Below are 25,959 nucleotides of genomic sequence, written 5' to 3' on the forward strand. Positions count from 1 at the left end.
GACAGGCTGGCCCAGAAATAAATGACGGCAGCTGACTACCGCTACAAAAATCCGCTATAGAACAAGCACTTACCTCCTTTACACTGCAAGAGGTAGAAAAATGTGTTTTTTCTGCTTCATACATTCAGAAAAATATGAAAAAATGAATTGCAAAACAAAGAAAAATGTGGACGCCTCGAATGTGCATCATCATTTATCACGAATCTTCCGCTGTATCTTGCAGAGAAAACCATAGAGCTCTTATAGGAAACGGCCCTCACATTCAGATGTGGGGCCGTTCCATTCGCAGTCCGATTATCCAAAGAAAGCGCCCAAGGAGCCCATAACCTCGGTACAGAGGACCACCAGGTAGATAATCATGATACAGATGAGCATCATCATGGAGTAACGCTGGATCTTCTTGGGGCGCTTGGCCGCTTCCTTTTTTAAGTTGTTCTGCTCAATCTGCCTCATGTCAAAACAGATCATTTTAAAGTACATCCTCTGATCGTCGCCTCGCAATACGCCAATCAGTCCCCGGATCACATCGGACAGCATGGGGCTGCCGATGCGGGTTTCAAAATGGATGAGGGCGTTTTCATAGTTGCCGGTCTTCATATCGGCAATCGTCTGGTCCAACTCCGCGCCGAAGTCCTTGCCCGCCACCCGGCGGTAGGAAGTAAGGATCTTCAACACATCCCGGTCATTTTCCAAATTCTGCCCGATGGTAAGGGCAAAGCGAGGGATCTCATTCTCAATGAGCTTGCGCCGCTTTTTCACAAAGTCAAAAACCTTGTAATAGGTTGAAAACCACAGAGCCACGGCCAGACCAATCAGAACAGGCACCATAAGCGGTATCAAAAACGCCATCAGCAGAGAACTGAGGCCGACTGCCCCGGCTGTGACCCAGGCCCGGGCGGTGTAGACTTCCGGTGTCAGCTCCATGCCGGCAATGTCCAGCGCCCGCTGCAGTTTATTCCGCTTGAGCTTATCCAGCTTCAGGTACGGGGCGATCAGGCCGGCGATTTTGGTGAGATAGACATCCAGCAGTTTCTCGGCCTTTACGCCCTGCTGCTTGCGGGCCAGAAGCATCATACGGGAGGTACGCTTCGTGGGAATGTCTGCAAAGGCACAAGTCAGGTTATAGACAGCAAAGCCGAAACAAATCACTGCTGTGAGAGCTAAAAGCGTCATGCGCTGTCACCTCCATATTCAATGGGCCTGCTCAGTTTCATGATCTGGGTCAGGGCAAACAGGATAATGGCTGCGCAGATTGCCAAAGCGATTTTGCCCGGCGTGGTGAAGAGCAGCGTGTGAAACCAATCTTCATTCAGGAAATAAAGCAGCGGTACATTGGCGATCACAAGGAACATCATCGTGATCGCCTCCCGGCGCGGCCCCTGCATCATAGCCTCCAGCTCCGACTGCACCACACGAACATCAGAAAACTTCTGGGCGATGGTAGGCAGCGTATTTTTCATGGCCCGGTCAGACTGGCACTGAATGAGGATGTTAGCCCACTCATGGAAAACACGGTTTGGAATCTTCATTTTGAGCGAATTGATGGCACTCGTAGTATTTGCGTTAATCAACTCTGCCTCATAGACAAATGCCTCAAAATTGGCCTTCACCGGCTCATTGATGTAGGGCAGGTTTTCCTTGACTGCCCGGATCAGGTCCTCTGTGCGCAGGTAGGAAGTGGTGATGATGGAGATGGCCGTTTCCAGTTCTTCGTTCAAATGCTTTTTATAACTGGCTGCGGTGCTGCGCAGATACCAAATAGGAGCGAGTGAAAATCCGATCCCTAAAATCGGGACCATGTACACATTGCCAATCAGCAGCGCCAGGGCGCCGCCCACCGCGAACAGGATCAGAGTCAGCCGTTTGACTGCTTCATACCGGTCAGCCCGCCCGGTGCCTTTGAGGATTTGCTTTAATTCAAAGTCCTGATTAAAGAAGCCTTTGGCCGGAGTACCCATCAGAACATTCAATTCATCGGTCAGAGTGGCCGACTTGCGCTGTGACCGGAAAAGCGCATCAATGAAATCGCCCGGCCGCACACCAAACAGCGTTAGGAGTCCAGCGGCGATGAGGGCGAAGCATATGATGTAAACCCACGGCATCCGTTCAACACCTCCTTGTCGTGCTCAAGAAATTCATCCAGCTCCTTATGGGAAATCCCATTGTCCAGGAGACGCTTCTGCAATGAGCTGGACATCTCGGAAACTTTTTTGTGGCGGCCGACCACAAGGGGCCGTCCATCTGCATCAACAGTGTTGTCCAGCACATTGTAAGAGTAGAGGGTGCGGTAAATCAGCCGTTCGCCCTCACAGCATTCCCCCTCGATGATCTCCATGATTTTACGGCTTCGGTCTTCCAGCTGCTTTGTGAAGACGATGATTGGATAGGCTTCGACCATGATCTGCATCAAAACATCATCGCCCATCATATACTTTCGCTTTGCGAGCGTCATCATGCGCCGGTAAGTAGAAGCGCAGCTGTTAGAGTGGATTGTGGTGCAGACAGTATGGCCGGTACGGGAGCTTTCTGCAGCGGACAGGCTTTCTGCCGCAGACCGCATCTCACCGACGCCGATCACATCCGGGTGCTTACGAAGGACCCGCTCCAGCAGGAAGTCCTGGTTGATGTTCAAGGAAGGATTTTCGCTGGGCCGGGTGAGCAGATGGACTACGGAATTCAGAATGTTTCCATTTTCGTCCCGCTTAACCAGATCAAATTCGCGGCTGCCCTCCTCAATCGTGATGAGGCGTCGGTTGTCAGGGACCTGGGACAACAGCCATGCCATGATGGTAGTTTTGCCGGAGCCGGTGGCCCCGGCAATGCAGACGGATACGCCATAGCGGATGCAGGCGGTCAGAAAATGAAGCATTTCCGCTGTTGCACTGCCGGAGTCCAACAGCTTCTGTGCAGAAACCGTTTGTTGATTTACGATACGGATGGAAGCGTTGATCCCCACCTCCGGGTCAACAATCGGCGTCTTATCCACAGAGATACGCACATTCTTATCCAGGAATCCGATCACGCTGGGCATGGTATCGTCTATGACCATGCCGCAGGCGTTGAGCATGCGCCGGACCACATCAATAGCGTGCTGTGGAGAGGAAAACTTGTCCGGGATTTTAACGCTGCGCCCGCCGGCTTCAATCACCTCAATGTCGTTGTAGGCATTGATGTTGACCTCCTCAATACCGGGTTTGTAGATCCACTTTTTCAGGAAGGAGTACCCGGCCATGTCCTCATAGAGCTTCTCGCACAGTTCCTCCGTGGTCAGCCCCTCGATGGCGTATTTTCGCTTGACGATGTACTGCACCATCAGTTCTTTCAAAAGGGAGGAGGCGCGGTCGGTATTTCCATCGCCGGCCTCTGCAATCGTGGCGGCGTGGTTTTCCGCAAAATACCGCTGTACATCTTCCAGAATCTGTTCATAGGTAAGGTCCTGATTGGCCGCAGGAGCGAAGAAAATGTCATTGAGATTATTCATCGGCAGTTTCCTCCTCAAAATGCTCGGTTTCGTTTCCATCATCCTCTGCGGCATGGTCAGCCAGCTCCATCTGCTCCAGCGCATCCAAAACTTTGTTGAGCGAAGCTGTGTATTTGGGATTGCAGTATTTGATGGCCTGGAACATCCCGCCTTCGGTGGCGCAGCGGTCGATCTCCTTGCCATAGGGCAGAAGGCCATCCCATCCGCCGATGATATGGCCCATCTCATCCAGCGCGTGGAAAGGGCGGGCCATGCCGGCAAAGGTCATGTGCTGATCGTAGTGGAAACGCCCATCTCCCAACAAGGGCTGATGGGCCTTTAAGTAATTAACGCCCTTGAGATCAGGCGTCAGGATGCGAATGACCAGATCCCCTGACTCAATGGCGGCAGGCGTGAACACATTCGTCATATTGGAACTGCAGTCCAGAATGACGAAATCCACAAGCCTTGCGGCGGCGTTGACCAGCTGGAGTACCATGGCGTACTTGACTTCCGGGTAACTCAACGGATTTTCACCGGCAGCATAGCCCATCACTCCAATGAAGGGATAACTTTTGAGCACGGTAACATGCCCTGCCACCAAAGAGGTATCGATTTCCACGCTGCTCAGTACCTGCCCTACAGAGGCATTGGTCTGAATGATCTGCTCCGGCAGCCACACCGGAAGCATAGGAACACTGATTTCCGCATTGATGATGATCGCTTTCCGCTTGTCGCGGGTCAGGGCTTTTGCCAGAATGCAGGAAAACATACTTTTTCCGCTCCCTGGGCTGCCCCAGACGGTAATGACTTTTCCCATAGGAAACTCCTTTCCCAAGGGCGGAATGCCCTTGATTGTGCGGTAATATAATTTCGATTATCATAATCAAAATTATCAAACTGGTTTCATTCACCGCTTTCCGGTGTATTACTGGTAGGTGTCGATTGGGTATTCTCACCCGAATCTTCTGCAGAGGCGGGATCACCAGTTGCATCTGTCCCTTCGTTCTCGCCATCCTCTGTCAGCGTTTCCGGGAAGTAAATTTCCTGGAGCGTCTTGTCCTGTTCGGCCAGCAGTTCTTCAGCCAGCTGGTCATTGTTGCGGGAGATCAGGGCCACATGAGCTACGCCGTCGTTCTCCAGCTCAGTGATGATGCGGGCCTGCTCCGGGCTTGCCAGCACTGTGATGGTAGCAGACTGCTGCGGCTCTTCATCTTCTGTGGGCTCCTTGGTATTGTCCACATTGATGCCATCAGAATCCGTGACGGAAAGGACCTTGACAAAACGCAGTTCGGGTACTTCCTCCGCAGTCTCCAGGAAGTGATAGATGCGGACAATATCATTGGGCTGGAGCTTATCCGACAGTCCGGAGGCCAGCGTTTTTACGGTCAGGGAGATAGCAACCTTACCAGAGGGGATGTCGTTGAGCGCCACATCGGAGGAAATCGGGACGCTGCTCACCTTACTGGTGAGAATATAGTCGCCCGCAGCCAGATCCGCCGTCACATACAGCCCCTCCACATCCTCAAGGCTGTGAGCCACATTGGTGGGAAGGTTATAGCCGCCTACCTCCACAACCTCGGCGTTTTCTTTGGTGACCTGTTCGCCTTTGAGCACAGGCTGGGTGATGCGGACAATTTCCGTTTTCCCGTTGGTCTGCCGGGCAATGGTGGGCAGAGCCACAAAAGCAATGACTGCTGCCAATACCAGGGACAAAATACCGAAAATAAATCGGTTGTTGAGTTTCATAAGCACATTCTCCTGTCATAAAAATAGTTCAGCCAGCGTTGCAACAGAGCAGCCGCAGGCAAGAAAAGGTAAGAACGGGATGGCGATGGGCTGGCGGAGCCGGGAAAGCCTTCGGAACAGAAGGACCATCGGCATGGCAAAGACTGCGGCCACAAAGAAAACCAGAGCCATCCCGGAAGGGCCGTAAATCAGCCCAAGTATCCCACAGAATTTAATATCGCCTCCTCCAAGCCCAGTTCCACCCGTTGCCATGGCAGCAGCCAGAGGGATGCAAAAGCCAAGCAATGCCCCCGCCAAAGCCTCGGCAACGGTGGGCCAGAGCTGCCCACCGTCCCCGGCAAGGCAGACCTTGAGCAACGGAGCCAGAGCGGCGAAGGGCATAAAAAAGGCGAGCGCCCGATCCGGCACCCGCCTATACAGAATATCATAAACAGCAAAACCAGCCACAACAGAGAAAACGGTGAGCAGGTATGCCGGCCACAGGCTACTCGCGGTTGGTGTACCAATCATCATAAAGGCTCCCATCGATTGAAACATAGTCGTTCAGGTTGATGCTCAACATTCCATCAGGGGTCCAAGTGTCCCAGACCTGGGTGAAGACGGTATAATCTGTGGAATCCGGGAACCATAGCGGACTGAAATGCACAGCCCGGTTATAGGTAGAGAACTCATTGGGCTGGAAGGTGAATTTGGCGCTCCGGCCGCTGGACACCCGCTGCAGAAGGCGCAAGTATGTTTCGTACTGGAACTCGGGAAACACGGAAAATGCCGTCTGCGGATGGGTGATATGGCTGGTGGGCGCGTCGGTGGAAAGGGTGGCTGTCACATCCTGCTTGACGCCATACCCGCTCTTCATTGACTTCCCGGAGGCCGTGGGCACAATATCATCCGGCATCAGGGACATCACACCGCTGATGGAGGCAGAATAGCCGGTGTACTCGTACTCCCAATAGCCTTCATCGACCCAGTGCCCCCAGTCATCGTGGTCACACCAAACCCAAACCGGTACCCAGTAGCAGCTCCATATACCCCAGTTGGCAGTGAGCTTCTGCGGCTCATTGGGGAGTGAGGGCACGGTGTAGTTGGGGTTGGTATCCGTTGCTGTCGGATCTGGAGGGATATGTTCGTTCAAGTCCACGATCTCCGCAACAAAGGTATCTTGTGCGGTATAGGCCCCGCTGACGGAAACCGTGATGGTTACCGACTGTGGAGTGGAGGGCGTGTGCCATTTGACCCAGACCACCTGGCTGTCGCCTGCCGGGATGACTATATCGTTGACCCGGTAGGTGGTGCCGAGAATATGGAAGGTCACCGAGGCCGGATTGTCCGGTGTTAAATCTGTATCCGTCCGCAGAGTAACGGATGTGATCACATCCGTGTCTACCCGATATTCTACATCGGGCGCTTCAATTTCCCCTTCGGGCGGGCGCTCATCAAACCAGACAATGCCGACGCCCAGACTGCTGATGATGTCAGCGTTGCTCTGCTTGCTTGTGGTGCTGCCTGTCCATGCGGGCAGGCCGAGATCGCTAAATTCCAAAAACATCGACAGAGGCAGATTCTTGTGGGTGAGGGAAGTCATGGTTTTCCGAAGCGCCCCGCCAGATTTTTGGTCATACAGCGCCGCCTCTGTAGCGGTCATACAGTAATACTGGCCGTTATGCGTAAAGTATGCAATGGGCTCGATCAGCAGCTTATAGTCGCCAGCGATCATCCGCTCATAGTCCACACCGGCCGCCTGGGCAACCATCTGGCAGGCATATTCCGAACAAAAATACCGCTTGATGGCCTCAATATTGCTCTGCCCCTTACTGCTGACGATGGTGGGCATAGACTGTATTGGCCTTGTATAGTCATAACCTGCGCCTGATTGGGGAGTAAGTGCAGTGCCGGCAAGATACTGCAACTTGTTCACTTTTCCAAAGTGAACGACATTATTTTGAGATCGATTTGTAAAATCAATCGGTGAGGATATTGCGTTTCCGCTATCGGCATCCACAACGGTGATTCGCACACCATCATTTCCAGGATTCCAGAAATTAGAGGATGTGCCTTGGCCCATGCTGCCGCCACCACCGTCAATATTTCCGTTACCGCCCTCTGCAAACGCGGTGGAAGGGAGCAAACAAAATACCAGGGCAAGGCTGCACAGGAGGGCGAGAAGTCGCTTCAAATACATCACACTCCGTTCTTCTTAAAATAGAAAGGCCGCCACAATTCTGTGACGGCCAATCAGGGGTATATTCAGTCATAGATTGGTCAGCCCATATTGCCGACCTGCTTGTTGATGTCTCCATCGCTATCTCCAATAGTTTCTTGTCCATTACCGGGGACAATCCACCCAAACACTGGATCATATACGGCACCGTTGCCATTGCTGGCCCCGGGGGCCGGCTCATTATTGGCCGGCTCCTTTTCCGCAGGGGGAGTGGTGACCTTGGGCACTTCCGGGTCAGGATTGACCGGATGATCTTCACCGGGGTCTTCCCGCTCGGTTTTCCCTTCTGGCACGGGCGGAGGCGTTGTTTCCGGTTTCTCCGTGTCCGTGAAGTCGATCACGACTTCATCCTCAGTTTCGGAGGTCACCTTGGGGTACTCCTCTTCAGGACTGGAGGACTGGCCGGGCGCATAGGCTCCGGCGCCGCTCTCACCGTCTGTCTGTGTGCCGCCATCCGACCAATCGCTGGTCGTGCTGCTGGGCGGGGATTCTTCCGGCTTGAAATCTTCTGTGCGATCCCGGCTGGCAAACCAGCAGACACCCAGGATGGCAACACAGAGGACGGCCAGCGAAGTAACGATAAAGCCTTTGGATTGGAAAAACTTCTTCATGTGTGATACACTCCTTTTTTGCTGTTATATAAAGCCTATACTGTAGTTCTGGCTGAATTTTCAACAGCACGGCTAAAATTTGGTGTTGTGGTAGCCGGTCAGTTCTACCCGCTGGGTAATGGTGGGGTAACTGTGTCCAAACATCCGCACATAGAAGTCAACATCACAGTAAAAGATGTATTCCACACGGTCGCCCACCACATTGAATTCAAGGCTGATGTCGGAAACCGTGTAGTCATCGGTAGAGAGAGGGACCTTTTCAGCAAGGCCGCCGGCAACTGTGGCCTCCAGCATTTCTGTGTAGTCCCGGCTGGAGTAGAGGGTGCGTAAATACTCTTCAAAATTGGTTTCCCTCTGGGAGCGGTAAGTATCTGCGTAGATGGTGGCGCTCAGATTGTTCAGCTCCATTTTAGCCCCGTTGCGGATGTTGATGCAAGTAATTCTCACCGAAGCATACAGTAGCAGGAAAGAAATGAGCATGACAACTCCAACCACAAAGAAGCAGGCGAAGAAGGTGATCTCCCCCCGCTCGTTGCGGAGCGGCCGGTGCAGCTGTGAGAATAAACGCTTCATAGGCCACCTCACTTCCAGTAATGTTCGCTAACGCCGGAGCCGCGGGCCACCACCGTGATGTTGACCAGATCCAGATTCCAGAAGCCGCCCAGCTTGGCATCCCCCTCAATGGTAATATAGAAGGGCGTTCCCAACTGGATGGCCCGGGACATCCCGGAAGGTGTGGGAGATTTATATGTGGCGTCAATCGAATAGGTGATATTGTCGGCCCCCTCGATCTCCGAACAGAGGAAATCAAAGAGAGCATCCGTCTCGCTGTTGATGCCGCCGGACAACTGGATCTGCTTGACCATCTGATCGGCTGCATGGTCAAGCTCCTGTTTTGTAGAGATAATGCCGAACAAGTCGATGATAAAGGCCAGCAAAACAACGGCAATGAAGATAAACACCACCGTGGAAAAGTAGTTGGCCTCGCCCCGCTCATTTTTTAATGCACTGCGGAGCTTTTGCAGTATGCTATGGATAAAAACCACCACCTTTACTCAGAAATAAAAACAGCCGCTCCCGGCCTGAACTGCACCCCATTTGTTAGACAGTATGGTATACTATCTAACAAGTGGGGTGTTTTGCTATGCCAAAAGGAGTACCAAACAAACGATATACGCCGGAATTCAAAAAACTGGTGATTGAAACCATGCAGAAAGAGAAATTGAGTTACAGCGAAACCTGCCGTAGATTTGAGGTAAACAGTAGAGATCGAATCAAATCATGGGAGCGAATCTACCTGGAAGAAGGGCCGGAAGGGTTAGCCATCGAACGGCGTGGCCGCAGCAGTAAGGGTCGTCCGCCAAAGCAGCTGCCGAAGCAGGTGGAAGAAGATCTGCTGGCCGAAGTGCAGCGACTGCGTGCGGAGAACGATTACCTAAAAAACTTGCAAGCCTTGGTTTTGGAAGACGAGCGACGCCAGCGCAGAAAACGCTGGTAGTTCAGAAGCTAAGGCAAAAACACGCACTCAGTATTCTGCTCTCAATCGCTCAGCTGCCCCGTGCAACTTTCTACTATCATTTGAAGCAGATGCAGAGAGAAGACAAATATGCATCTGTTAAGGAAGAAATCGCAGCAATTTACCACGAAAACAGGGGCCGGTACGGCTATCGCCGGATCACGGCAGAACTTCGCAAGCGTAAATTCTCTGTGAACCACAAGACTGTCCAGCGGCTCATGAAGAAGCTGGGCTTAGTTTGTCGTGTCAGGATGAAAAAATATCGTTCCTACAAGGGAGAAGTAGGCAAAATTGCACCAAATTTGCTAAATCGGGATTTTCATGTCGAAAAGCCGAATCAGAAATGGGTCACGGATGTGACGGAGTTCAGCCTGTTTGGAGAGAAGCTCTATCTGTCCCCGATTCTCGATCTGTGCAGCAGCGATCTGGTCAGTTACACCATATCGGATCGTCCTGTACTCAGCATGGTAACCACCATGCTGGACGAGGCGTTTGCAAAGATCCCGGCCGGAACAAACCTGATTCTCCATTCTGACCAGGGCTGGCAGTACCAACACAAACAATACCAACAGATGCTCCGGGAGAAAGGTGTTCGCCAGAGCATGAGCCGGAAAGGAAACTGTCTGGACAACGCCGTGATAGAGAATTTCTTCGGCTTACTCAAAAGTGAACTGCTGTATTTGCAGGAGTTCCGCTCCATGGAACACTTCAAACTGGAACTGATCGAATATCTGGATTACTACAACAACCGCCGCATCAAGGCAAAGCTAAAGGGCTTGCCGCCTGCAATTCACAGACAGCAAGCCCTTTCGGCTGCTTGAACAATTTTTACTTCAAAATATTGTCTAACTTTTGGGGGTCACTTCAGCCGGAGCGGCTGCATTACAAATTTTTGACTGTACCAAGTATAACAGATATGGATTTACGGCTCAAGGGCAAGGCTGTGCCAATGCAAGGACAATCCTGTGCCAATTACAGCAGCGATTCCACCAGTTGATAAATATCGGTGAATGGATTGACGGCGATTCCAAACGGTTTGCTGCTGCCATTTTGAAGATGATATTGCTCTACACGCTTGGCATTCTGGAGAGCATTGGTTGTATGAGCAGACAACTGGGAATACACATCGCCGGTTTTCTCATAATCCGGAAGGTAAGTGGTCAAGGCATTCTTTACTGCAGGATAATCCTTGAAAAACTTAGTGGTGTACTGAAAGTGAAGCAGATACCAAAATTCAAAACAAGGATTAGAGAGCGCAATATGAATGCCCTTTGCATCAGCCATTTTCTGTGCTTTGGAGAGCAATTTGTCTTTGGCCGCGATAGGATCAGGGGTATTATAGTTCACATCACCGTCTGCAACGACCCATACAGCATCGCCATTGGATACAGAAAGCTGATTTTTGCTTTGGTATTCCACAGCTTTCCGAATCAGAGCGAGGTAATCGGTTTCGCCCCCTTTGGTGTGGCTGCCGACCACGCGAATATCAATGTTGGTCTGGCGGCTGCGATAATGTTCAAAATACTTTGGCTCGGTTTGCGAGCCCTCCGTCACAATCAGAATGACGGGTTTTAATTTCCTGCGTCGCTGTCCACGCTTTTCAATCTGTCCCCGTGCCATTTTACAGCCCTCCCTTGATAAAAGGAATTGCACCAAAACGGCCGATCAAATATCCCTTTTCTACTTTGGTGTCCTTGCGAATGGAAAAATCATAAAGGGAGAACAAGTCTGTGGCTGCGGTCTGCTCATCTTTTTCTGTAAACCAAATCTGATCTCTTCTCAAGAAATCCAAATCAAGAAGGTTGGTGCTGTGTGATGTGAAGATCAACTGAGCACCCTTGGGATTAAATTCTGTGCTGTCGAAAAGGGACACCAGATGCTTGGTCAGAAGTGGATGGAGGTGTGCGTCCATTTCATCAGCCACAAGAAGCGTCCCCAGGTCTAAAGCCTTTTTCACAACACCGATCAGCTTGAAATAACTGTTGGTGCCGTCAGATTCCTCTGCCATATTCAAGGCATAGGAACACGCATTTCCGTTGGCGTCATGTACCGTATGAATGGCATCAATATTTGCAAAAATGTCACTGCGTTGAGAAGGCGCAGGGTCTGAATCGCGCATTTGGAGCGCCTGTATTCCCAAATCTGCAACACGCAGCATAGATGCGATTACACGCCGGTAGTCGTCATTTTTCAACTGCTCTGCTTCAATTCCATAGGCATCCGCCACGGAATTCTTCGTGATGATTTGACAGGAGGCAAACCACTCCAGGACAGGGATCACTTTGGCGTAACTCCAGTTTGATGCAACTGACAAGTAGAGCTTGTTTGCAGAGGTGCGCTCCTTGAGTGTGTTTTGCTCATCAACATCGACCGTAAAACGGAAATCCTTGGTGTTTTTTCTCTCAAAAATAAGCGCCTGTCTGCCGTTGGGATAGTAGTATAGGTATTCCTCCGTGACAGCCTTATCTGTTACAGAAAAGCCATACGCATATCGAACGCCTTCTGTGGTAAAGATGACCTCAAAACTACTGGGGCGAGCAGGTGTTTCAGGATCGAACTTAAATGGTGAACGCGCAATCGTTTTATGGAGCTGCTGGTTATGAGAAGTCAGCACATAGTTTACCATAAACCAGAATGCGTTCAAGACATTAGACTTCCCAGAAGCATTGGCTCCATAGATAACAGCGGATTTCAGATAGTTTTTGTTTCCATCTGCGATGAGATGCTCTGGATGCTCATTGTCCCTACTGGACAGCAGGGATAAGACAACTTTATCTTTGATAGACAGATAGTTCTCTACACTAAATTGAATCAGCATAAACAACCTCCTAATCCAGTGTTTTTATATATTATATCCCGTATTTTGTGAAAAATCAACGCAAACGGAAAATAAAATTAAAAATAGAGAGGGTTGGAAGGATGTATATGCGTTAGGATTGAAATAATAAAATAACCGCCCGAGAAGCAGTTATTTGATACTTCCCAGGCGGTTTTCGGTTTACAGATTCTGCCGGATGATCCGGGTGATGATTCCAAGAGCGATGCCGCGCTCCACATCCAAATGGGTGACGGCAAAGGATACATCATCCTTCTTTCCGGGCATCCGGTAGTCATAACAGGAATGAGCTACCGCATTGACGCCATTGGCAAGCCGGACATAAACCACACCCTTGTGTACATCGGTCACTTTTCCGGCGTATTTACCCTGGATTCGGCACTTCTGGAGATTGTCCCGGTCGGTATTTTCAGATGTGCTCTTGATGTCGGCACGGATTCCGAGGTCTTCAAGGCTGTTGCGCCGCACATTGAGAATGCGGACCAGCACTTCATCGCCCACGGAGAAACGCTCGTGGGCATCGCCGATCCAGTCCCAAGCCAAATCACGGGCCAGAATTGAGGTTTCAACGCCGAATACCTCGACGCGGATGACCTTCTCCGCAACAGCGATGACCCGGGCCTGAACAATACGCCCCTCGTAGATGCGGTACTTCCCCTCGGCGTCCAAATCGAAATAAAAGGTCTGGCGCTTCCGCATCATAGCTTCACGGCGGCTTGCGACAACGCTGCGGGTCTTGGAGTCGATGCCGCGTACCACAAAGTCAATGTCCGCCCCCAGCATATTCCCCAAAATCTTGTTTTGACGCAGCATCAGGTCGGCATACTCCTGGCCGGAAGGGCTGCGGCCCAGATTGATCATCATCTCCTTGATGGGGATAATGATGCGGAATCCCTTGTAATCCACTACGGCCACAGTTTTGCGGTTGTCCAGCTGCTCAATGCCGCCCAGCTGACCTGTGAGGATGCGGCGGGTGCGGTAGGCGTTGTGGATCTCGTGCCAAATGACATCCTCGCGGTCTTCCTGTGTTTCCACCTCTTCACGACTGCGGATGGTCAGGATAGAGGTGTCACTGCGGTGTGTTACGGCGGTCCGGCGCAGAGCAGACGCAGTATCTACCGGCGCCTCCTCTTGGGGAGCGGTATCCTCTGAAATGGGTGTTTCTCCCTCATCAGGCGGCGCCGTATTCTCAACAGAGGCGGAAGATTCCACAGCCTGCTCTTCAGCAGCCGGAGCCTCCGCAGAGTCCTCATTCTCGCCATGTACGGGAGCTTCCACAGGCGCCGCCTTTTTCCGCCGGGGTGCCCGCTTGGGCTTGGGGGGAGCCGGCTCCCCAGCAGTTTCGGAAACCGTCTCCGCCGGGGTGTCATCTGCACCTTCAGCAGACAAATTGGAAGGAGTCTCTTCCTCACCGGCCGCCGATCCGGCAGGCTCATCCGAATCGGAAGGGGCGCCAGAGGCCGTGCCGTCACCCTCGGGGGCAGCTTCATCAGACGCCTCCGTTTCCATAAACTCAAGGGGAGGGTCAGAGCCTTCCAAAGTGGCGTCGCCATCAGGTTGATCCGTAGAGGCGCTGTCATTGGTCTGACCCATAGAGGCCAGCAGCGCACTCAAATCGTCACTGTCAGGCGGCGCCGCCGCATCAGCCGGGGGGCCGGCGGAAGAAATGGTACCGTCCGCGGGGGCGGTGTTTTCAGGAACAGGAGTTTCCTGCTCCAGCAATACTTTTTTCTTGGTTGCCATAAAATTAACCTCCTATGTTTTGTATTAAGAAAGGATCGAGTCCTTATCTGTCGTGATGATGCCATTCGGAGCCTCTGCGGTAGGAACGGCTGCGGTCTGCTTGGTGTTGGTAGATGTGCTGGCCGCCTTCGGCTTTTTCTTCACTGGCTTTTTAGGCGCGGGAGCCTGCGGCTTTGGCTGCGCCGCAGAGGGTTTCGGTTGCTCCTGTTCCAGCCTGCGCCATTCGGGGATATGGGCGGATGCCTTGCAGGAACGGAGCTTGGATGCCTCCGGATGTTTGGAATAGTCCATTTTGTCTACCTTGAGAACTTTTTGCCCCCGGATGATGACCAGCGCCTGCTTGATAGGGAGCCGCAGAACTTCGTCCGGGGTGAGGACAGGACGCTTGCCGACACCAGAGGTTTCCCGGTATTCCGGCGTGTAGTTGGAGATACGCCAGGTACCCAGCTGCTTGGATTTGCTGGATACCGACACAGAAGCCAGTCCCGTGCGGGAAGAAATAAACTCCGCCGTCAATTCATCTGTGCAGCCCAGGAACAACTGCGCGTCGCAGTTGCCCAGAATTTCCTGCCAGAGATTGAGAGGATACCGATTCTGCAAGCCCGCCAAGTTCTGAAACACACAGCTCATAGAGATATTTCTTGAACGAATGACGCTTAACCGGCGGGAGAGGTCTGGAATGGTGCCGCAGGCTGTTAATTCTTCACCCAGGACATGCACCGGTACCGGCAGTTTGCCTCCTTCGCAGTTCTTGTCTGCATACCGCACCAGCTTGATGAAGCAGAAGGACAGGAACAGGCTTGCCAGAAAGTCAAAGGTGCTGTCCTGGTCGCTGGTAACAAGGAAGTAGGCGCACCGCTCTTGGCCGGGCAGCTCCAAGTCAATTTCATCCCGGGTGGTGATTTTCTTGATGAGTTCCGACTGGAACACCTGCAGACGGGAGCCGAGGCCGATGATGACGCCGCTACGAACTGTATCGCTGGCCTGCTTATACAAGCTGTATGGCGCTTTGGCCGGATGGGTGGGCGGCAAGTTCTCAAACAGGCTGTCCAAATCGGACTCGCCGCTTAAAGTCAGCAGCCGGTACACCTCTCCGATATTGCGGTTTTGTTCAGCATAACTCTGGTCCACATAGAGGACGAGGGCCTTCAGCAAGTTCATCTCACAGGAATCCCAGAAATGGTCACCCTTGCCGTTGTTGATGGTGTTCTTAATGATGACATCTACAAAAAGCTGCGCCATCAGTTCCTGCCCCTCCACTTCGGAAAGGCAGTTCCAACTGTCCGAGTTTTCCGGATTGACCAAATTGAACACCTTGACACAGTACCCCTGATCCCGCAGATACTCGCTGGATTTTTCGTAGAGCTCACTTTTCGGATCTGAAATAATCAGGGATTCTCCGCGGACCGCCGCCTGAAGGATACGATTCATGCAAAAGGACCGGGTTTTCATGCTGCCGCTGGAGCCATACACAGCCAGATTGCCGTTGATATGGGGATTTTCGGGAATACAGACAGCCTTGTTGTCCAGCATTCCCAGTACAACGCCTTTATGCTTGCGCAGGTCAGGCACCAGATCCAACACACCGGCCATCTCCTTGCGGCTCATCCAGCCGGAAGTACCGTAAGTGCCCTTGGCCGAGTAAATGAAATTCCGGTCAGTATCATATTCGCCGGTATCGCTGTAGCCCATGCGCATGACCATGAGCAGCAAAATTGCCAACAGGCCGATGCAGATCAGGACACCGTACACTCCATAGGGTGGATGAAACACGGAGGCCAGACAGGTAAAAAAATCAGGCGACGCCATCGCCGGAGAAGTTCCGTCTCCGGGGATGCCGCCGCCCTGTTTCCACGCCGCGTAATTGCCAAACAGCTGTGCCAGGAAACCGCCTGCGTATAGAATCGCAAATACGGCGGCCGGCGCTGCTGCCAGGCCTATGATTAGTTTCTTTTTGTTTATGGGAACAACCTCCCCTCGAATTTTGTAAAGTCAATGGTTTGCAGGTGTACCCGGTCACTGCAATAGCGGCGCAGCACATCTGCTTGAAAATCAAAGCAGATCAGCGTACCGGGGCGTTCCATCAGTTCGAGGGCGGTGTTGAAACGCACGATCCGCGGCAGATCGCAGAAGTAACCGAACAGCACCGGCGTTCCATCCGGCTCTGCGGCATCCTGCTCCATGGCCCTGCCGGGATTGCCGGCGTAGAGGCCCTGTGACAGAATGCGGTCAAGTTCCGCGGTTTTCACAGGGTCACACAGTAACGCCAGTATCACCTCCCCCTGATGGTCATTGGTTAGGAAATAAAAGTGGTCGTAGCTGCCGTCCAGCATGAAGTAGTCATGCTTGGCCCCACCGGTACTGGTGAGTATCTGGTAGGCCAGGTCCATGCTGTCCCCCAATACCAGTCCATGTACCTGTTCGACACGGTACTGCTGGGCCAGACGCTGCTGGCATAGAATGTTCCAGAGGAGTGTTTTTACCCGCAGTTCGGATTTGTAGCGCCACTTCATCAGAGCGCTCCCGCTATTGTAGGTCACAAAGATGCCGGTGGGGACCAGCAGCACCCCTGCGAAGCGGGAGCTTCGGATCTGGGTGGCATCAGCCCCCAACTCCTTGACTTCGCGTGAACTGTAAAACGCGGGATATGTTACAGTTTCGCCGCCAAAACCGGTCTGGGCAAAGACCTTCGGCTTTTCATCCGGGTAGAGCAATACCCCGGCATTGCCCATAGTAATATAGGTTTCCGCGAGGCGGTGGAGCCGAAACCTCCGGTTTGCTTCGCTTTTGAGCCGGTTGGTTTCTGCGTCTCCTGTAAGGCAGAATGTAAAACGCTCGGGCCATCCGTCCAGCAGAGCTGACTTGGCTTTGATCCCCAGCCGATAGCCCCGGAGCCGATCCCGGTAGTAGGTGCGCAGCAGTCCGGCCTTTTTGAGCGCAGTCACGACCGCCTCCAAGTAGTAAGGGCTGGCGGGAAGGCGGTTGAGCTGGCTGGTGGGGAACTCTCCCGAAATAGCGGTCAGCGATAAAAGCCGGAACGGAAGCGTATCCGGCTGTGGAAAATAGTTGGTGCTTTTCCCAAGTAGTCACCTCCCTTGAAAGCACAGGATTTTTACCGTAATGACTGAGGACTTCGGTAAAAATGGGCCTCCCCATGAGGGGAAAAAGCCCGGAAAATCGGGCGTTTCAGCCGCTTCGCTGGATGTCGGGCCGGAGAAGGCCCAAAATGGTCAAAAATCCGAGATGGATTGTAGACTCGTTTTATGCTCCGTCAGCCATTGCGGAAAACGCTGCTTCTCCATGATATAGATTTTTGTGCAATCCTGGTCGCCCAGTTCGGCCGTGTTATAGGCATCGCACAACAGGCCGGTATCATCAGCCATCACAAAGGAAGAGAGAAGATCCAGTAATTGCTTTTCCGATAAATTATCGTAATCGCGTATCCGCCTGTCGGGAAGTGCCCGGTCATAGACCTGGGCGAAACAGACAACGCAATCGCGGTAATACGGAAGTGGGTGTTCTCTTGCGTATTGATCAAGGACAAAATAGAGCGGGTCCAACAGGAACTCATCGCTTTGCCGCTGTTTGCGCTTTGGCAGCAAACAGGGCAGCGTCACCTCCAGCACCCTGTCCTCGCAGTTGACAGTGATGCCGTGCGTTGCACCGGCGGATTTGAGATAGTCACCTTTGCGGATGGTTGTGCTGGAATAAATCAGATGCCGCAGCCGGCAGGCAATCCGCTCTGCCCGTAAAGCGGCATCTATGGAAAGTGTTTCATAGTTGTCGGGGTAACGCTGGATGTCAGTGGTGTCCAGCGCGTACAGCGCATTACTCAGACGGGATATATCGTCGAGAATGCTTCCAATGCGGTGGGATATTAGTTTTCGATCCAATCATGTGCCTCCTGCTTTCTTGAAATAATTTGTCTGGCCTTCCTCGTCTACAGTACAAAATCCGGATATGCCCGGACAGTCGATTTGGGCGATTTGCGCCGGAGTATCGACCAGCATGATACGGCGGCTTCCCCCTTTGTTGCCCCGCAGAGCATGGCAGACAAGTGCCTCCTGCCCGGCGGCAATATAAGCAATCTCATATAATTCACCGTCGGCAAAAAACACGAGTTTAACGGGAAAATCAGCCGGAGCGTGGTAATCTACCTGCCGGATGAAGTCCAGCAGGACCCACACTGCCCGGACAAGCGCATGGTCAGTTTTTGGTGTTTGCCCTGCCAGGAAATAACCACCGCCGTCTGTTTGAAAAATGCGGCCCTGCCTCTCCAAATGAGAGAGCAGGGCCTTTGTAGTATCTTCTTTGCCAGGGTGAAAACAAAGAAGCTGGTGTTCACAGAGGCCGGGGTACATCGTCACGATCCGTAGCAAGTCCGTAGCCTCGTTCCCATAGATTTCAGCCCTGGTCTTCATGGGGCTCACCTCCTTTATTAAAGGCGCCAATCAGACGCCTTCAAAGCGCATTGTTAAATAGGAATTGTGGAAAGACGCCATTAGAGCGTCAATCCGGCGTTTTTCGAGAATAGTAGGAAAAAAAGGCGTCTTATAGGCGTATTGGAACTGTCAATGATGCGTTTTCCGGAGATTACAGCAATCCTCTTTATTGGGATTTACAAAATCCCTCCAGAATTGATAGTGTTCCGTTACATCTTCACAGATTGTCTTCTGCGGAATATGGATTTTTTCCACGATCCGCTGCTTTTCTTTCAAAGGAAGATGATGGTAGCCTCCCTGCCGCACGGTATATTTAGAGAAATCAACACCCCGAAACCACTGCTTAATCCACGAATTGACGCGCAGAAATTCAACCACACACCGCTCAATTCCCAAATCATTCAGCTTGTCGAAATCCATGTATTCCTCGATGATGGGGCTTAATCGGATTGCCACATCATACCCTTCCGCTTGCAGAGCCTGAATTGCGCGGATGCGCTGGCTGGGAGGACTGGCCTTTTCAAATTGGGCGGTTTGTGCATCGTCCAGGCAGGTCACGGTAATTTGAATATGGGCCAGTTCCTTGTCCAAGATCTCTAAATACTCCGGGGCAGCGGGAAGTGCAGACTTCGTGACGATGAGATAGCTTACCCTGCATAGATTCATCTCCTGGATGGTCTGGTAGGTAGTGTGGTACTGGAGTTCACAGGGCTGAAAACAGTCTGTCATGCCTCCAAGCCTGATGATGCTTCCGGATGGGAGACTGCGGATTTTCCGCCGGACCTTTTCAATGTCTGCAACACGAGGATGCGCCGCATCCCATAATCCACGAAAATGAAGCAATGAACGGGCATAGCAGTAGTTACAGTTGTGTTGACAGCCGCAGCCGTAAGTATCTAAACGGGTGTTATATTTGCATTTGTCGCCTTCATTGCCTCCAACTTGCTTAAAGAAACTCTTAAACTCGCTTTATATCACCTCTAAATTCATTGTTTGATTACTTTATTGTCGAATACATTGGACTCACCTCATATAAAATTCTAAATGGTTGCGGAGGACGGTACTGCCCCGCCGTCTGTTGGTAAAGCATCCAACCATGTTCTTTACACTACTCCGCGCAATAAAGGGAGGCGCTTCCGCACCTCCCAGAGAAAATGCCTTTTAAGCGGAATCAGCTTGTTCTTGGCGCTTGCGCTCCAAAAGCTCCCGCAGTTCCCTGCGGTCTGTGGTTATGAGATCTTTTTCCAATGGACTGGCCTTGAACTCCACCATGATATTGTTGTTATTGGTGGAGATCAGACCGCTGCCGCGCTCAAAGTGTGTGACCTCCATCGTTTCTGCGTCAGAGAGATGGAGGGTTTCCTGGACACGCTCCGCTTCGTCATCCTCCAGATTGAGAATGATCTTAGTCTTGCTGTTGTTGATGATGCCTTTCCCGAAACGGCCTTCGTCCAGATTGAAAAAGTCGTTAAGGTCCTGGCTGGCGCAGATCGCTGATCCACCGAAGCCGCGAATCGTCTTGAAAATTTCCAAAACGAAATCACCGGCCAGCCTGGTACCCGTGGCGCCTGCGCCGGAAAGAAGCTGCCAGCACTCGTCAATAAAAATGGCTTTTTCCTCGGTGCGGTCAGCTTTGGCGCGGTCCCAAACGAAATCAAGGGCCACGAACATCCCCACAGTCAGCAAATCACCAGTAAGCGAGGAAATATCCAGTACGGTGTACTTATTATCCAGCCGCACATTGGTCTGCTTGTTAAAGGTACTGGCGGAGCCATTCACCAGACGGTTGAGGATATGGGCCATGCGAGTGGTTTCCGGGGCGGCCTTCAAAATCTCATATAAATCGCCCAGCACCGGCATCTCCCGGTAGTAGCCCGGATTGGCCGGGTCTTCCAATGAGGCGTTGTCATGAGTGATACCTTTGGAATTGTAGGTGCGGATCAGAGCCTCATCCAACAGCTGTCGTTCCTCGTGAGACATATCAGGGATCAACAGACTGAAAAATATGTGGAGTTGCTGGATTTTGGCGGCCAGTTCGGAGAGCTGGATTCCCGGCCCGTCCAGAAGCTCACTGACCGACCGATCCACCTTGCGGATCTCCATCACATTGATGCAGTGCGGGCTGGCCGGGGAAATCTGGATAAACTCCCCGCCTACATTGGCACAGGCACGGTGGAATTCGTGCCCCTTCAACGGTGCAATGATGAAAACGGGAATGTTTTTCCGCCTCATTCTTAACGCCATGAGCTGCATCGTAAAGGTCTTGCCTGCGCCGCTGGTACCCAGGATCGCCATATTGGCGTTCTTGTAAATCGCAGAGTTGAAAATATCCACGATGATGAGGGAACTGTTATATTTGTTGACCCCCAGAAGGATTCCATTGTCATCGCACATCTCAAACGAAGTGAACGGATAGCAGCTGGCCGCGCCTCCAGTCAACAGGTTGCGCTTACCACGCTCGAACAGTCCCTTTTCCATGGAAACCAGCGGGAGGGCAGAACAAAATGCCTGCTCCTCCCGAAAATGGCAGTTGCAGACATCCATATCCTGCGAAAGCAGGAGCTTTTTTATTTCGCTGGCCTTCCACTCCAGGTCCTCCACAGAAGGGGCAGTCACAGTAATCAACAAGTTGAGATAATAGAAATCTTCGTTATTCGCAAGGCCCTCCTTCAGAAAATAGCCGCTCCGAATAGCGCCGTCTATATCATCGAAGTCCGTGTTCGTGTCGCTGGCATCCTTGATTTTTGACCGGTTGATGCGGAGCTGCTGGCCGACCCGCTGAATAATGCGCTCTTTGGGTTGGCGTGAAAGAAACATATCGAGGTCAATGCCATCACCGGCATTGACGATCAAACTCAGCCAGCCCGCGGGCACCTGTGTTTTGTAACCATCTGATGGGACGAGCAGATAAGTATAGTACAGCCCGTCTATGCAGAGATACCGTCCATGGGTGAAGTCGATGCTTTTGGGAGCAGCAAATTCAGCCGCCGGGATGCGGTCAATCTCGCCCTCCCGCCCCTTGTCGAGATACTGTGCCACAATTTCCTGTGCCCGTACCGACAGGGGCTTGACCGCACTTTCATTTCGGCACAACAAATTATAGAAAACATCTACGGTAAATTCGTCCTCGTTTTCGTGGACAACGACCTCGTTGCCGCATTGACGCAGGTAATTGGATGCCGTGTGGACAGCACTTTGGAGAGATTGGATTGCCTCATCTTCCTGTTCGGAGCGCCGGGTATTGGCCCAGGGCTCATACTCGAAAATCAGGAAAAACCGCCGGGTCACAGCTTCCCGGGAGCCGACCTGCTGCACAAAGTTCAGGTAATCCTCCTGCATCAAGCGGCACTGCTCGTTTTCCTCATGGGCCATCTCCTGGCGCACCGTGTCCAGGTGGCGGTTGATGTCCGCACGGCGGGTCAGAACCTTGATTTGGAGCTTGATGGGCGAGATCTTCAGGTACGAAACGAAGGAGTAGATGATATTCCTCTGTTCCCGGGCGCTGCGCAGCATAAAGTTGATGGGGACAACTTCGACCACCTTGACAAAGCGATGGTCTTTGGTATAGATAATGCCGTTCTCCACTTTCTCAATGGGCAGATAATCCGCCACTGGATTGAGGCAGGCGGGCTTCTGCTCCTTGACACGGGCGGGGCGTTTGGGCAGGCGTTCCTTTTCATGGCGCTTTTTTGCGTTCTTTTTTGCCTTATTGCCCTTGGCAGGACGATCCTTTTTAGCATTTTTCTTGGGCCGGAGCTTTTCACGGATTTCATATCCGCGGACTTCATCAAACTCAGCGGGGAAATCTGCTTCACCAGACCGCCGGCGCTTCGGCGCCTTGGGCTTTCTCTCCTTTGGAGGCTTCTGTTTGAGATGCTTGCCGGCTGATTTGGAGGGAGCCGTTTTTTCACAGGGCTGTTCACCGTCACCGCCGACAACGCGGCGATTCCGCAGGTATTTCAGAAAAGTGATCAGAAACTGCGAGAGACTTTCCCCTGAAATGCCAATGAGGGCAACCAATGCCACCGGGAGCGCAGTCAGGCATAAAGCAATAATGCGGGCGGTCAGCCCAAATGGAAGGCACAAAAAAACCGGCGTCCCAATGGCAAGTGCCAGGATGCCGGCTTCAATCACATTCCGCGCACGGAACATACCGCCAAAAAAAGTGCCTGTTTCTATGAAGTTCGGCGGTATGATATAAATATCATGGTCATTCTTGTTGCTCATGTATTACCTCGTTTCTGATGCCGGGGTGCGGTGCGGTCAGCCAATAATCCAGAAAGGACCGCCTGCTGCCGCACGGCGGCTTGCTTCATTTAAGATGATGGACAGATCCCACAACTGCCCGCTTCGCTTGTAACTGGCCGGGTCAGCCACCATGATCTGGCCGTCTTTTACGCCACGGAGAACAATGAAGTGGCCGGATGAGGTAAAATGGCCTTCGGACATAATTGCCACGACCAGCTTGCCATCTGCGAGAGCGTCCAGAATCCGCTGGGGCTCGGAAGTCGTGCAGCCGGATACCGGAAGGCCCCATTCCTCCGCAGCAGCAGGGATCAATGCGTGATAAGAGCCGCTGCTTTTGCACCAATAGCCATTGTCATATGACCACTTTGCCATTTCCACCGGGTCTACCATATCGTCCGTGAGGGAGGAAACCACGATTGCCATGGCGGTGGGCCCGCACCCATAGCCGCCGATGTTATCGGTGCCATAGGGTTGACTGGCATAGCGTTCATCCAGCTGATTGTAATAAACAACCGGGGTCCCGCCGTCGGTAAAGGTTACATCTCCAAGGGAGGGGATACTGTTCCCTGTCCACTCGTCCACATTTTGCAGCAGGCCGTCGCCTAAAAAGAGACTTAGGTTAGAGGCATAATCGGACGCCAGTTCTTTCTGCTCATCCGTAAGCGCGAAAACATGGTCGGCAAGATAAGACTCGCCGTTGTAGCGAATGGTATAGATCATCCAGATCTCGGTGGAGATGGTTTCCTCACCGGTCTCCGGATCTTCGGATGTGACCTCACGGCTCTCCCGCACACTGGTATAAGAGTATAGATGCTCTTTGTTCTCCCGCAGGACAGTGGACAGGTCATCCAGCGAAATGCTCTCAAAGTCTTCATCCCGGGCAGCGCAATACTGTGAAACGATGAGGTTGGCGTTGTAGACCAGGCCGGAAGAATAGGGGTTTTTGACCTCCATTTTGTCGGCGCCAGAAGAGGCAAAGTCCACTTCGATACGGGCCATCACATCATCCAGCGCCTCACCCAGAATGGCGTTGATGGCAAAGGTAATGTCGTTGGCGTTTTCTACGATGGCGGTTTCGCTGTTGAGGATAGGCGTGTCAGGATCAGCTGGTGAAAAGGCATTGACCAGCCCTCCAAAAATCAGGCCGGGCAGCATCAGGAGGAAAAGGACAGGCAGCAAAAGCAGAATGGCAATGACGGCAATGATTTTGCCGATGTGCTTTCGGCCGGCCCAGACGGCCCCAGCCACAGCCCCATAGGGGCCGGCGGCGGCAGCGCCTTTCGCTGCTCCAGAGATGGCCTTGCCAGCTTTGATAGCGCCTTTGACCGTATGTGCGGCAGAGGCCGCAGCATCTACTGTTTCGGCGGAGCTGTTTTTTTGTTCTTCAGCCATTAGAGTTTGTCCTTTCTTTTGGGAGTAGGCGGCAGTTTCTTCACGATGGATTCGTGATAGGCAATCGAGCCGTCCGGTGCCATATAGGGGGATTTTTCAACCGCATCCGCGGCATACTGCTTATACCAGGCAGTACCATCTACAGCGTGAACGGTTGTGTATTGGCCTTCCGGCGCCACATACTGGTCTGCATGATACATACCAAAAGCGATGCCTTCTGGATGCTCCGGAGTGACTTCTGTGCCGGTAATGCGGCCGCCGCCAATCTCCACATTCTGATAAGTGGGAATATTCTCGGCCCCGGGCTCCAATGCCGCATGACCCATGTAGGAATGCAGAGCTTCTACAGCTTTATCCCCGGTCATAGTTCCCATCTGGGTGATACTCCCGGTAGCAACCGATCCTATGACATTGTTGGCAAAATTGCCTCCTTTGCTTACGGAGGAGGCGTAGATATGTCCACCGATGCCGCCTGCAGCGCCGCCGACCAGCCCACTTAATCCGGAGGGCTTGGCATCCGGGGGCGTTGTGGCCGTTTTGACCGCATTATTGGTAACATTCCTTTTAATCACGCCGGCCAAGCCACCGCTGGCAAAACCAGCGCCGAATCCAGCACCGCCTTTTCCGCCACCGTTTGCACGGACATGGGAGGAATGACTGCTGCGGCCTCCCGCAAAGTGATTGCTGGCAAAGCTCTTAAATCCGCTGAATCCCCTGGCCGCAATCATAGCCTCCGCCAGCATACTGCCTCCGGTATGGCCGACATTGACGCCCAGACTTGCCATAAAAGAATCGATCTTCTGTGATACTTTAAGAAATCCGATTGCGCACATAAACCAGATCAGCACATTCCCCGAAACGGCTTCTTTGCCTACGGCGTCCACTTGTGCCTGGACTTCTTCCTCCGAAATAGCGAAAGCAGGCTGGCAGAACAGACAGGAGAGAGCTGCGACCATCAGCGCAAGGAACAAAATTTTCTTGAGTCTTTTCAAAATGGCCCTCCTTACAAAGAGAGCGGGTTGGAGATAAACGAACCAACCATGCTCGTGAACAGGCGCAGGCACCAGGCGTTCATCAGCAGAAGAAAAATCTGACCGCCCAGCATCCGGCACCAGGATTTCCAGATGTTTGATGTTGTCTGGCTTGCCCCCATGGAAAAGGCTACTGGAGCCGTATAGACCAGCACGCCGAGCAATACATATCGCTCTGCCGCTTCCAGCAGCAACTTCAGGTAGTTCCACGCCAGAATGATGACTAAAATCAGAGTGATAAGGGCCACAGCCCCATTGGCGCACACCCCGATGATGACCAGCATGACAGAATTGAAATCCGCAAAACTGAGTGCCGGCAGCTCCGAATCCATAATCCAGTTATACGGTGTGCCGCCGATGGTCAGGATCATGCTGACAATCTCATTGGAGAAGAACGCTAAAAGAATAAAAATGACGGACCGGATGCTCAATTTGAGCGGGTCTTCCGCTTCAATACCGGCTCCCAGGCCAAAGTTCTTGAACAGCTGCCACACCCAGTTAAGGAGAATGATACCGATGCCCAGTGCCACAAAAACGCTGTACATCGTTTCGGCCGCGGGAAAGTAGCGCAGAAATACCGCCATATCGCAGCCCAGTGCCCCCAAAACCGAGGTGGTTATCAAGTCAAGGCCCGCCATGACCTGCTCTGCAATCCATTCAACAATGCCGTCCAGAATACCCATAGGTCATGCCTCCTTTCGTCGGGTATCAAT

General features: G+C 52.4%; 23 protein-coding genes and 1 pseudogene. 2 read left to right on the plus strand and 22 right to left on the minus strand.

Annotation, left to right across the window (positions count from 1 at the left end):
• Positions 1-294: 294 nt before the first annotated feature.
• The 10 genes from ACSAMP_RS15370 to ACSAMP_RS15415 all read right to left on the minus strand — a co-directional run bounded on the left by ACSAMP_RS15370 (position 295) and on the right by ACSAMP_RS15415 (position 9,084).
• Positions 295-1,173: a type II secretion system F family protein gene (locus ACSAMP_RS15370; protein ID WP_009258045.1), complete on the minus strand. Its 879-nt coding sequence runs from the start codon at positions 1,171-1,173 to the stop codon at positions 295-297.
• Positions 1,170-2,102 carry a type II secretion system F family protein gene (locus ACSAMP_RS15375; protein ID WP_009258046.1) on the minus strand — a complete coding sequence of 311 codons (933 nt, stop codon included), beginning with the start codon at positions 2,100-2,102 and terminating at the stop codon, positions 1,170-1,172. The genes ACSAMP_RS15370 and ACSAMP_RS15375 overlap by 4 nt, the downstream gene beginning before the upstream one ends.
• Positions 2,051-3,481: an ATPase, T2SS/T4P/T4SS family gene (locus ACSAMP_RS15380; protein WP_009258047.1), complete on the minus strand. Its 1,431-nt coding sequence runs from the start codon at positions 3,479-3,481 to the stop codon at positions 2,051-2,053. The genes ACSAMP_RS15375 and ACSAMP_RS15380 overlap by 52 nt, the downstream gene beginning before the upstream one ends.
• Positions 3,474-4,280: a CpaE/TadZ family protein gene (locus ACSAMP_RS15385; protein ID WP_009258048.1), complete on the minus strand. Its 807-nt coding sequence runs from the start codon at positions 4,278-4,280 to the stop codon at positions 3,474-3,476. The genes ACSAMP_RS15380 and ACSAMP_RS15385 overlap by 8 nt, the downstream gene beginning before the upstream one ends.
• Positions 4,281-4,366: 86 nt before the next feature.
• Entirely contained in the window at positions 4,367-5,209 is an 843-nt protein-coding gene (cpaB, locus tag ACSAMP_RS15390; protein WP_009258049.1) for a Flp pilus assembly protein CpaB, read from the minus strand.
• Between the two features lie 15 nt (positions 5,210-5,224).
• Positions 5,225-5,722, minus strand: coding sequence for a prepilin peptidase (locus ACSAMP_RS15395; protein WP_009258050.1), 498 nt, complete (start codon positions 5,720-5,722; stop codon positions 5,225-5,227).
• Positions 5,694-7,388 carry a DUF8193 domain-containing protein gene (locus ACSAMP_RS15400; protein WP_044943950.1) on the minus strand — a complete coding sequence of 565 codons (1,695 nt, stop codon included), beginning with the start codon at positions 7,386-7,388 and terminating at the stop codon, positions 5,694-5,696. The genes ACSAMP_RS15395 and ACSAMP_RS15400 overlap by 29 nt, the downstream gene beginning before the upstream one ends.
• An 80-nt stretch (positions 7,389-7,468) precedes the next feature.
• The gene (locus ACSAMP_RS15405) at positions 7,469-8,038 is read right to left on the minus strand and encodes a DUF6550 family protein (protein ID WP_009258052.1); all 570 of its coding nucleotides are present in this window, start codon (positions 8,036-8,038) and stop codon (positions 7,469-7,471) included.
• Positions 8,039-8,110: 72 nt separating this feature from the next.
• The gene (locus ACSAMP_RS15410; RefSeq protein ID WP_009258053.1) at positions 8,111-8,611 is read right to left on the minus strand and encodes a hypothetical protein; all 501 of its coding nucleotides are present in this window, start codon (positions 8,609-8,611) and stop codon (positions 8,111-8,113) included.
• An 8-nt stretch (positions 8,612-8,619) separates the two neighbouring features.
• Positions 8,620-9,084: a DUF4320 family protein gene (locus ACSAMP_RS15415; protein WP_110503329.1), complete on the minus strand. Its 465-nt coding sequence runs from the start codon at positions 9,082-9,084 to the stop codon at positions 8,620-8,622.
• Positions 9,085-9,182: 98 nt separating this feature from the next.
• Here ACSAMP_RS15415 and ACSAMP_RS15420 point away from each other — a divergent pair, with 98 nt between their 5' ends.
• Both ACSAMP_RS15420 and ACSAMP_RS15425 read left to right on the plus strand, forming a co-directional pair.
• Positions 9,183-9,536, plus strand: coding sequence for a transposase (locus ACSAMP_RS15420; RefSeq protein ID WP_457799214.1), 354 nt, complete (start codon positions 9,183-9,185; stop codon positions 9,534-9,536).
• Positions 9,530-10,375: an IS3 family transposase gene (locus tag ACSAMP_RS15425; RefSeq protein WP_457799222.1), complete on the plus strand. Its 846-nt coding sequence runs from the start codon at positions 9,530-9,532 to the stop codon at positions 10,373-10,375. The genes ACSAMP_RS15420 and ACSAMP_RS15425 overlap by 7 nt, the downstream gene beginning before the upstream one ends.
• A gap of 151 nt (positions 10,376-10,526) precedes the next feature.
• Here ACSAMP_RS15425 and ACSAMP_RS15430 read toward each other — a convergent pair whose 3' ends face one another.
• From ACSAMP_RS15430 to ACSAMP_RS15485, 12 genes and pseudogenes are all read right to left on the minus strand, one after another.
• A complete protein-coding gene (locus ACSAMP_RS15430) occupies positions 10,527-11,174 on the minus strand; it encodes an RloB family protein (protein ID WP_009258055.1) in 648 nt (215 codons plus the stop codon).
• A gap of 1 nt (position 11,175) precedes the next feature.
• The gene (locus tag ACSAMP_RS15435) at positions 11,176-12,372 is read right to left on the minus strand and encodes an AAA family ATPase (protein ID WP_009258056.1); all 1,197 of its coding nucleotides are present in this window, start codon (positions 12,370-12,372) and stop codon (positions 11,176-11,178) included.
• 180 nt (positions 12,373-12,552) lie between these two features.
• A complete protein-coding gene (locus ACSAMP_RS15440; protein ID WP_009258057.1) occupies positions 12,553-14,133 on the minus strand; it encodes a S1 RNA-binding domain-containing protein in 1,581 nt (526 codons plus the stop codon).
• A 24-nt stretch (positions 14,134-14,157) separates the two neighbouring features.
• On the minus strand, positions 14,158-16,074 hold the full coding sequence (locus ACSAMP_RS15445) for a VirD4-like conjugal transfer protein, CD1115 family (RefSeq protein WP_195309070.1): 1,917 nt from the start codon (positions 16,072-16,074) through the stop codon (positions 14,158-14,160).
• A gap of 17 nt (positions 16,075-16,091) precedes the next feature.
• Complete coding sequence (locus tag ACSAMP_RS15450; protein ID WP_009258059.1) at positions 16,092-17,078, minus strand: hypothetical protein; 987 nt, start codon at positions 17,076-17,078, stop codon at positions 16,092-16,094.
• A 285-nt stretch (positions 17,079-17,363) separates the two neighbouring features.
• Positions 17,364-18,026 (minus strand): DUF6100 family protein, encoded by a 663-nt coding sequence (locus ACSAMP_RS15455; RefSeq protein WP_009258060.1) that lies wholly within the window; start codon positions 18,024-18,026, stop codon positions 17,364-17,366.
• A complete protein-coding gene (locus ACSAMP_RS15460; RefSeq protein ID WP_009258061.1) occupies positions 18,027-18,554 on the minus strand; it encodes a DUF5697 family protein in 528 nt (175 codons plus the stop codon). It lies immediately after the preceding gene.
• 150 nt (positions 18,555-18,704) lie between these two features.
• Positions 18,705-19,451 (minus strand): annotated as a pseudogene (locus ACSAMP_RS15465) (radical SAM protein); the annotation flags it as partial.
• A 285-nt stretch (positions 19,452-19,736) separates the two neighbouring features.
• The gene (locus ACSAMP_RS15470) at positions 19,737-22,802 is read right to left on the minus strand and encodes a VirB4 family type IV secretion system protein (RefSeq protein WP_071698951.1); all 3,066 of its coding nucleotides are present in this window, start codon (positions 22,800-22,802) and stop codon (positions 19,737-19,739) included.
• Between the two features lie 36 nt (positions 22,803-22,838).
• The gene (locus tag ACSAMP_RS15475; protein ID WP_071698952.1) at positions 22,839-24,215 is read right to left on the minus strand and encodes a C39 family peptidase; all 1,377 of its coding nucleotides are present in this window, start codon (positions 24,213-24,215) and stop codon (positions 22,839-22,841) included.
• The gene (locus tag ACSAMP_RS15480) at positions 24,215-25,207 is read right to left on the minus strand and encodes a hypothetical protein (protein WP_009258065.1); all 993 of its coding nucleotides are present in this window, start codon (positions 25,205-25,207) and stop codon (positions 24,215-24,217) included. Before ACSAMP_RS15480 ends, ACSAMP_RS15475 begins: the two co-directional genes overlap by 1 nt.
• 11 nt (positions 25,208-25,218) lie before the next feature.
• On the minus strand, positions 25,219-25,929 hold the full coding sequence (locus tag ACSAMP_RS15485; protein WP_009258066.1) for a hypothetical protein: 711 nt from the start codon (positions 25,927-25,929) through the stop codon (positions 25,219-25,221).
• Positions 25,930-25,959: the final 30 nt, after the last annotated feature.

Source organism: Flintibacter sp. SJQ-8 (genome assembly GCF_054108085.1).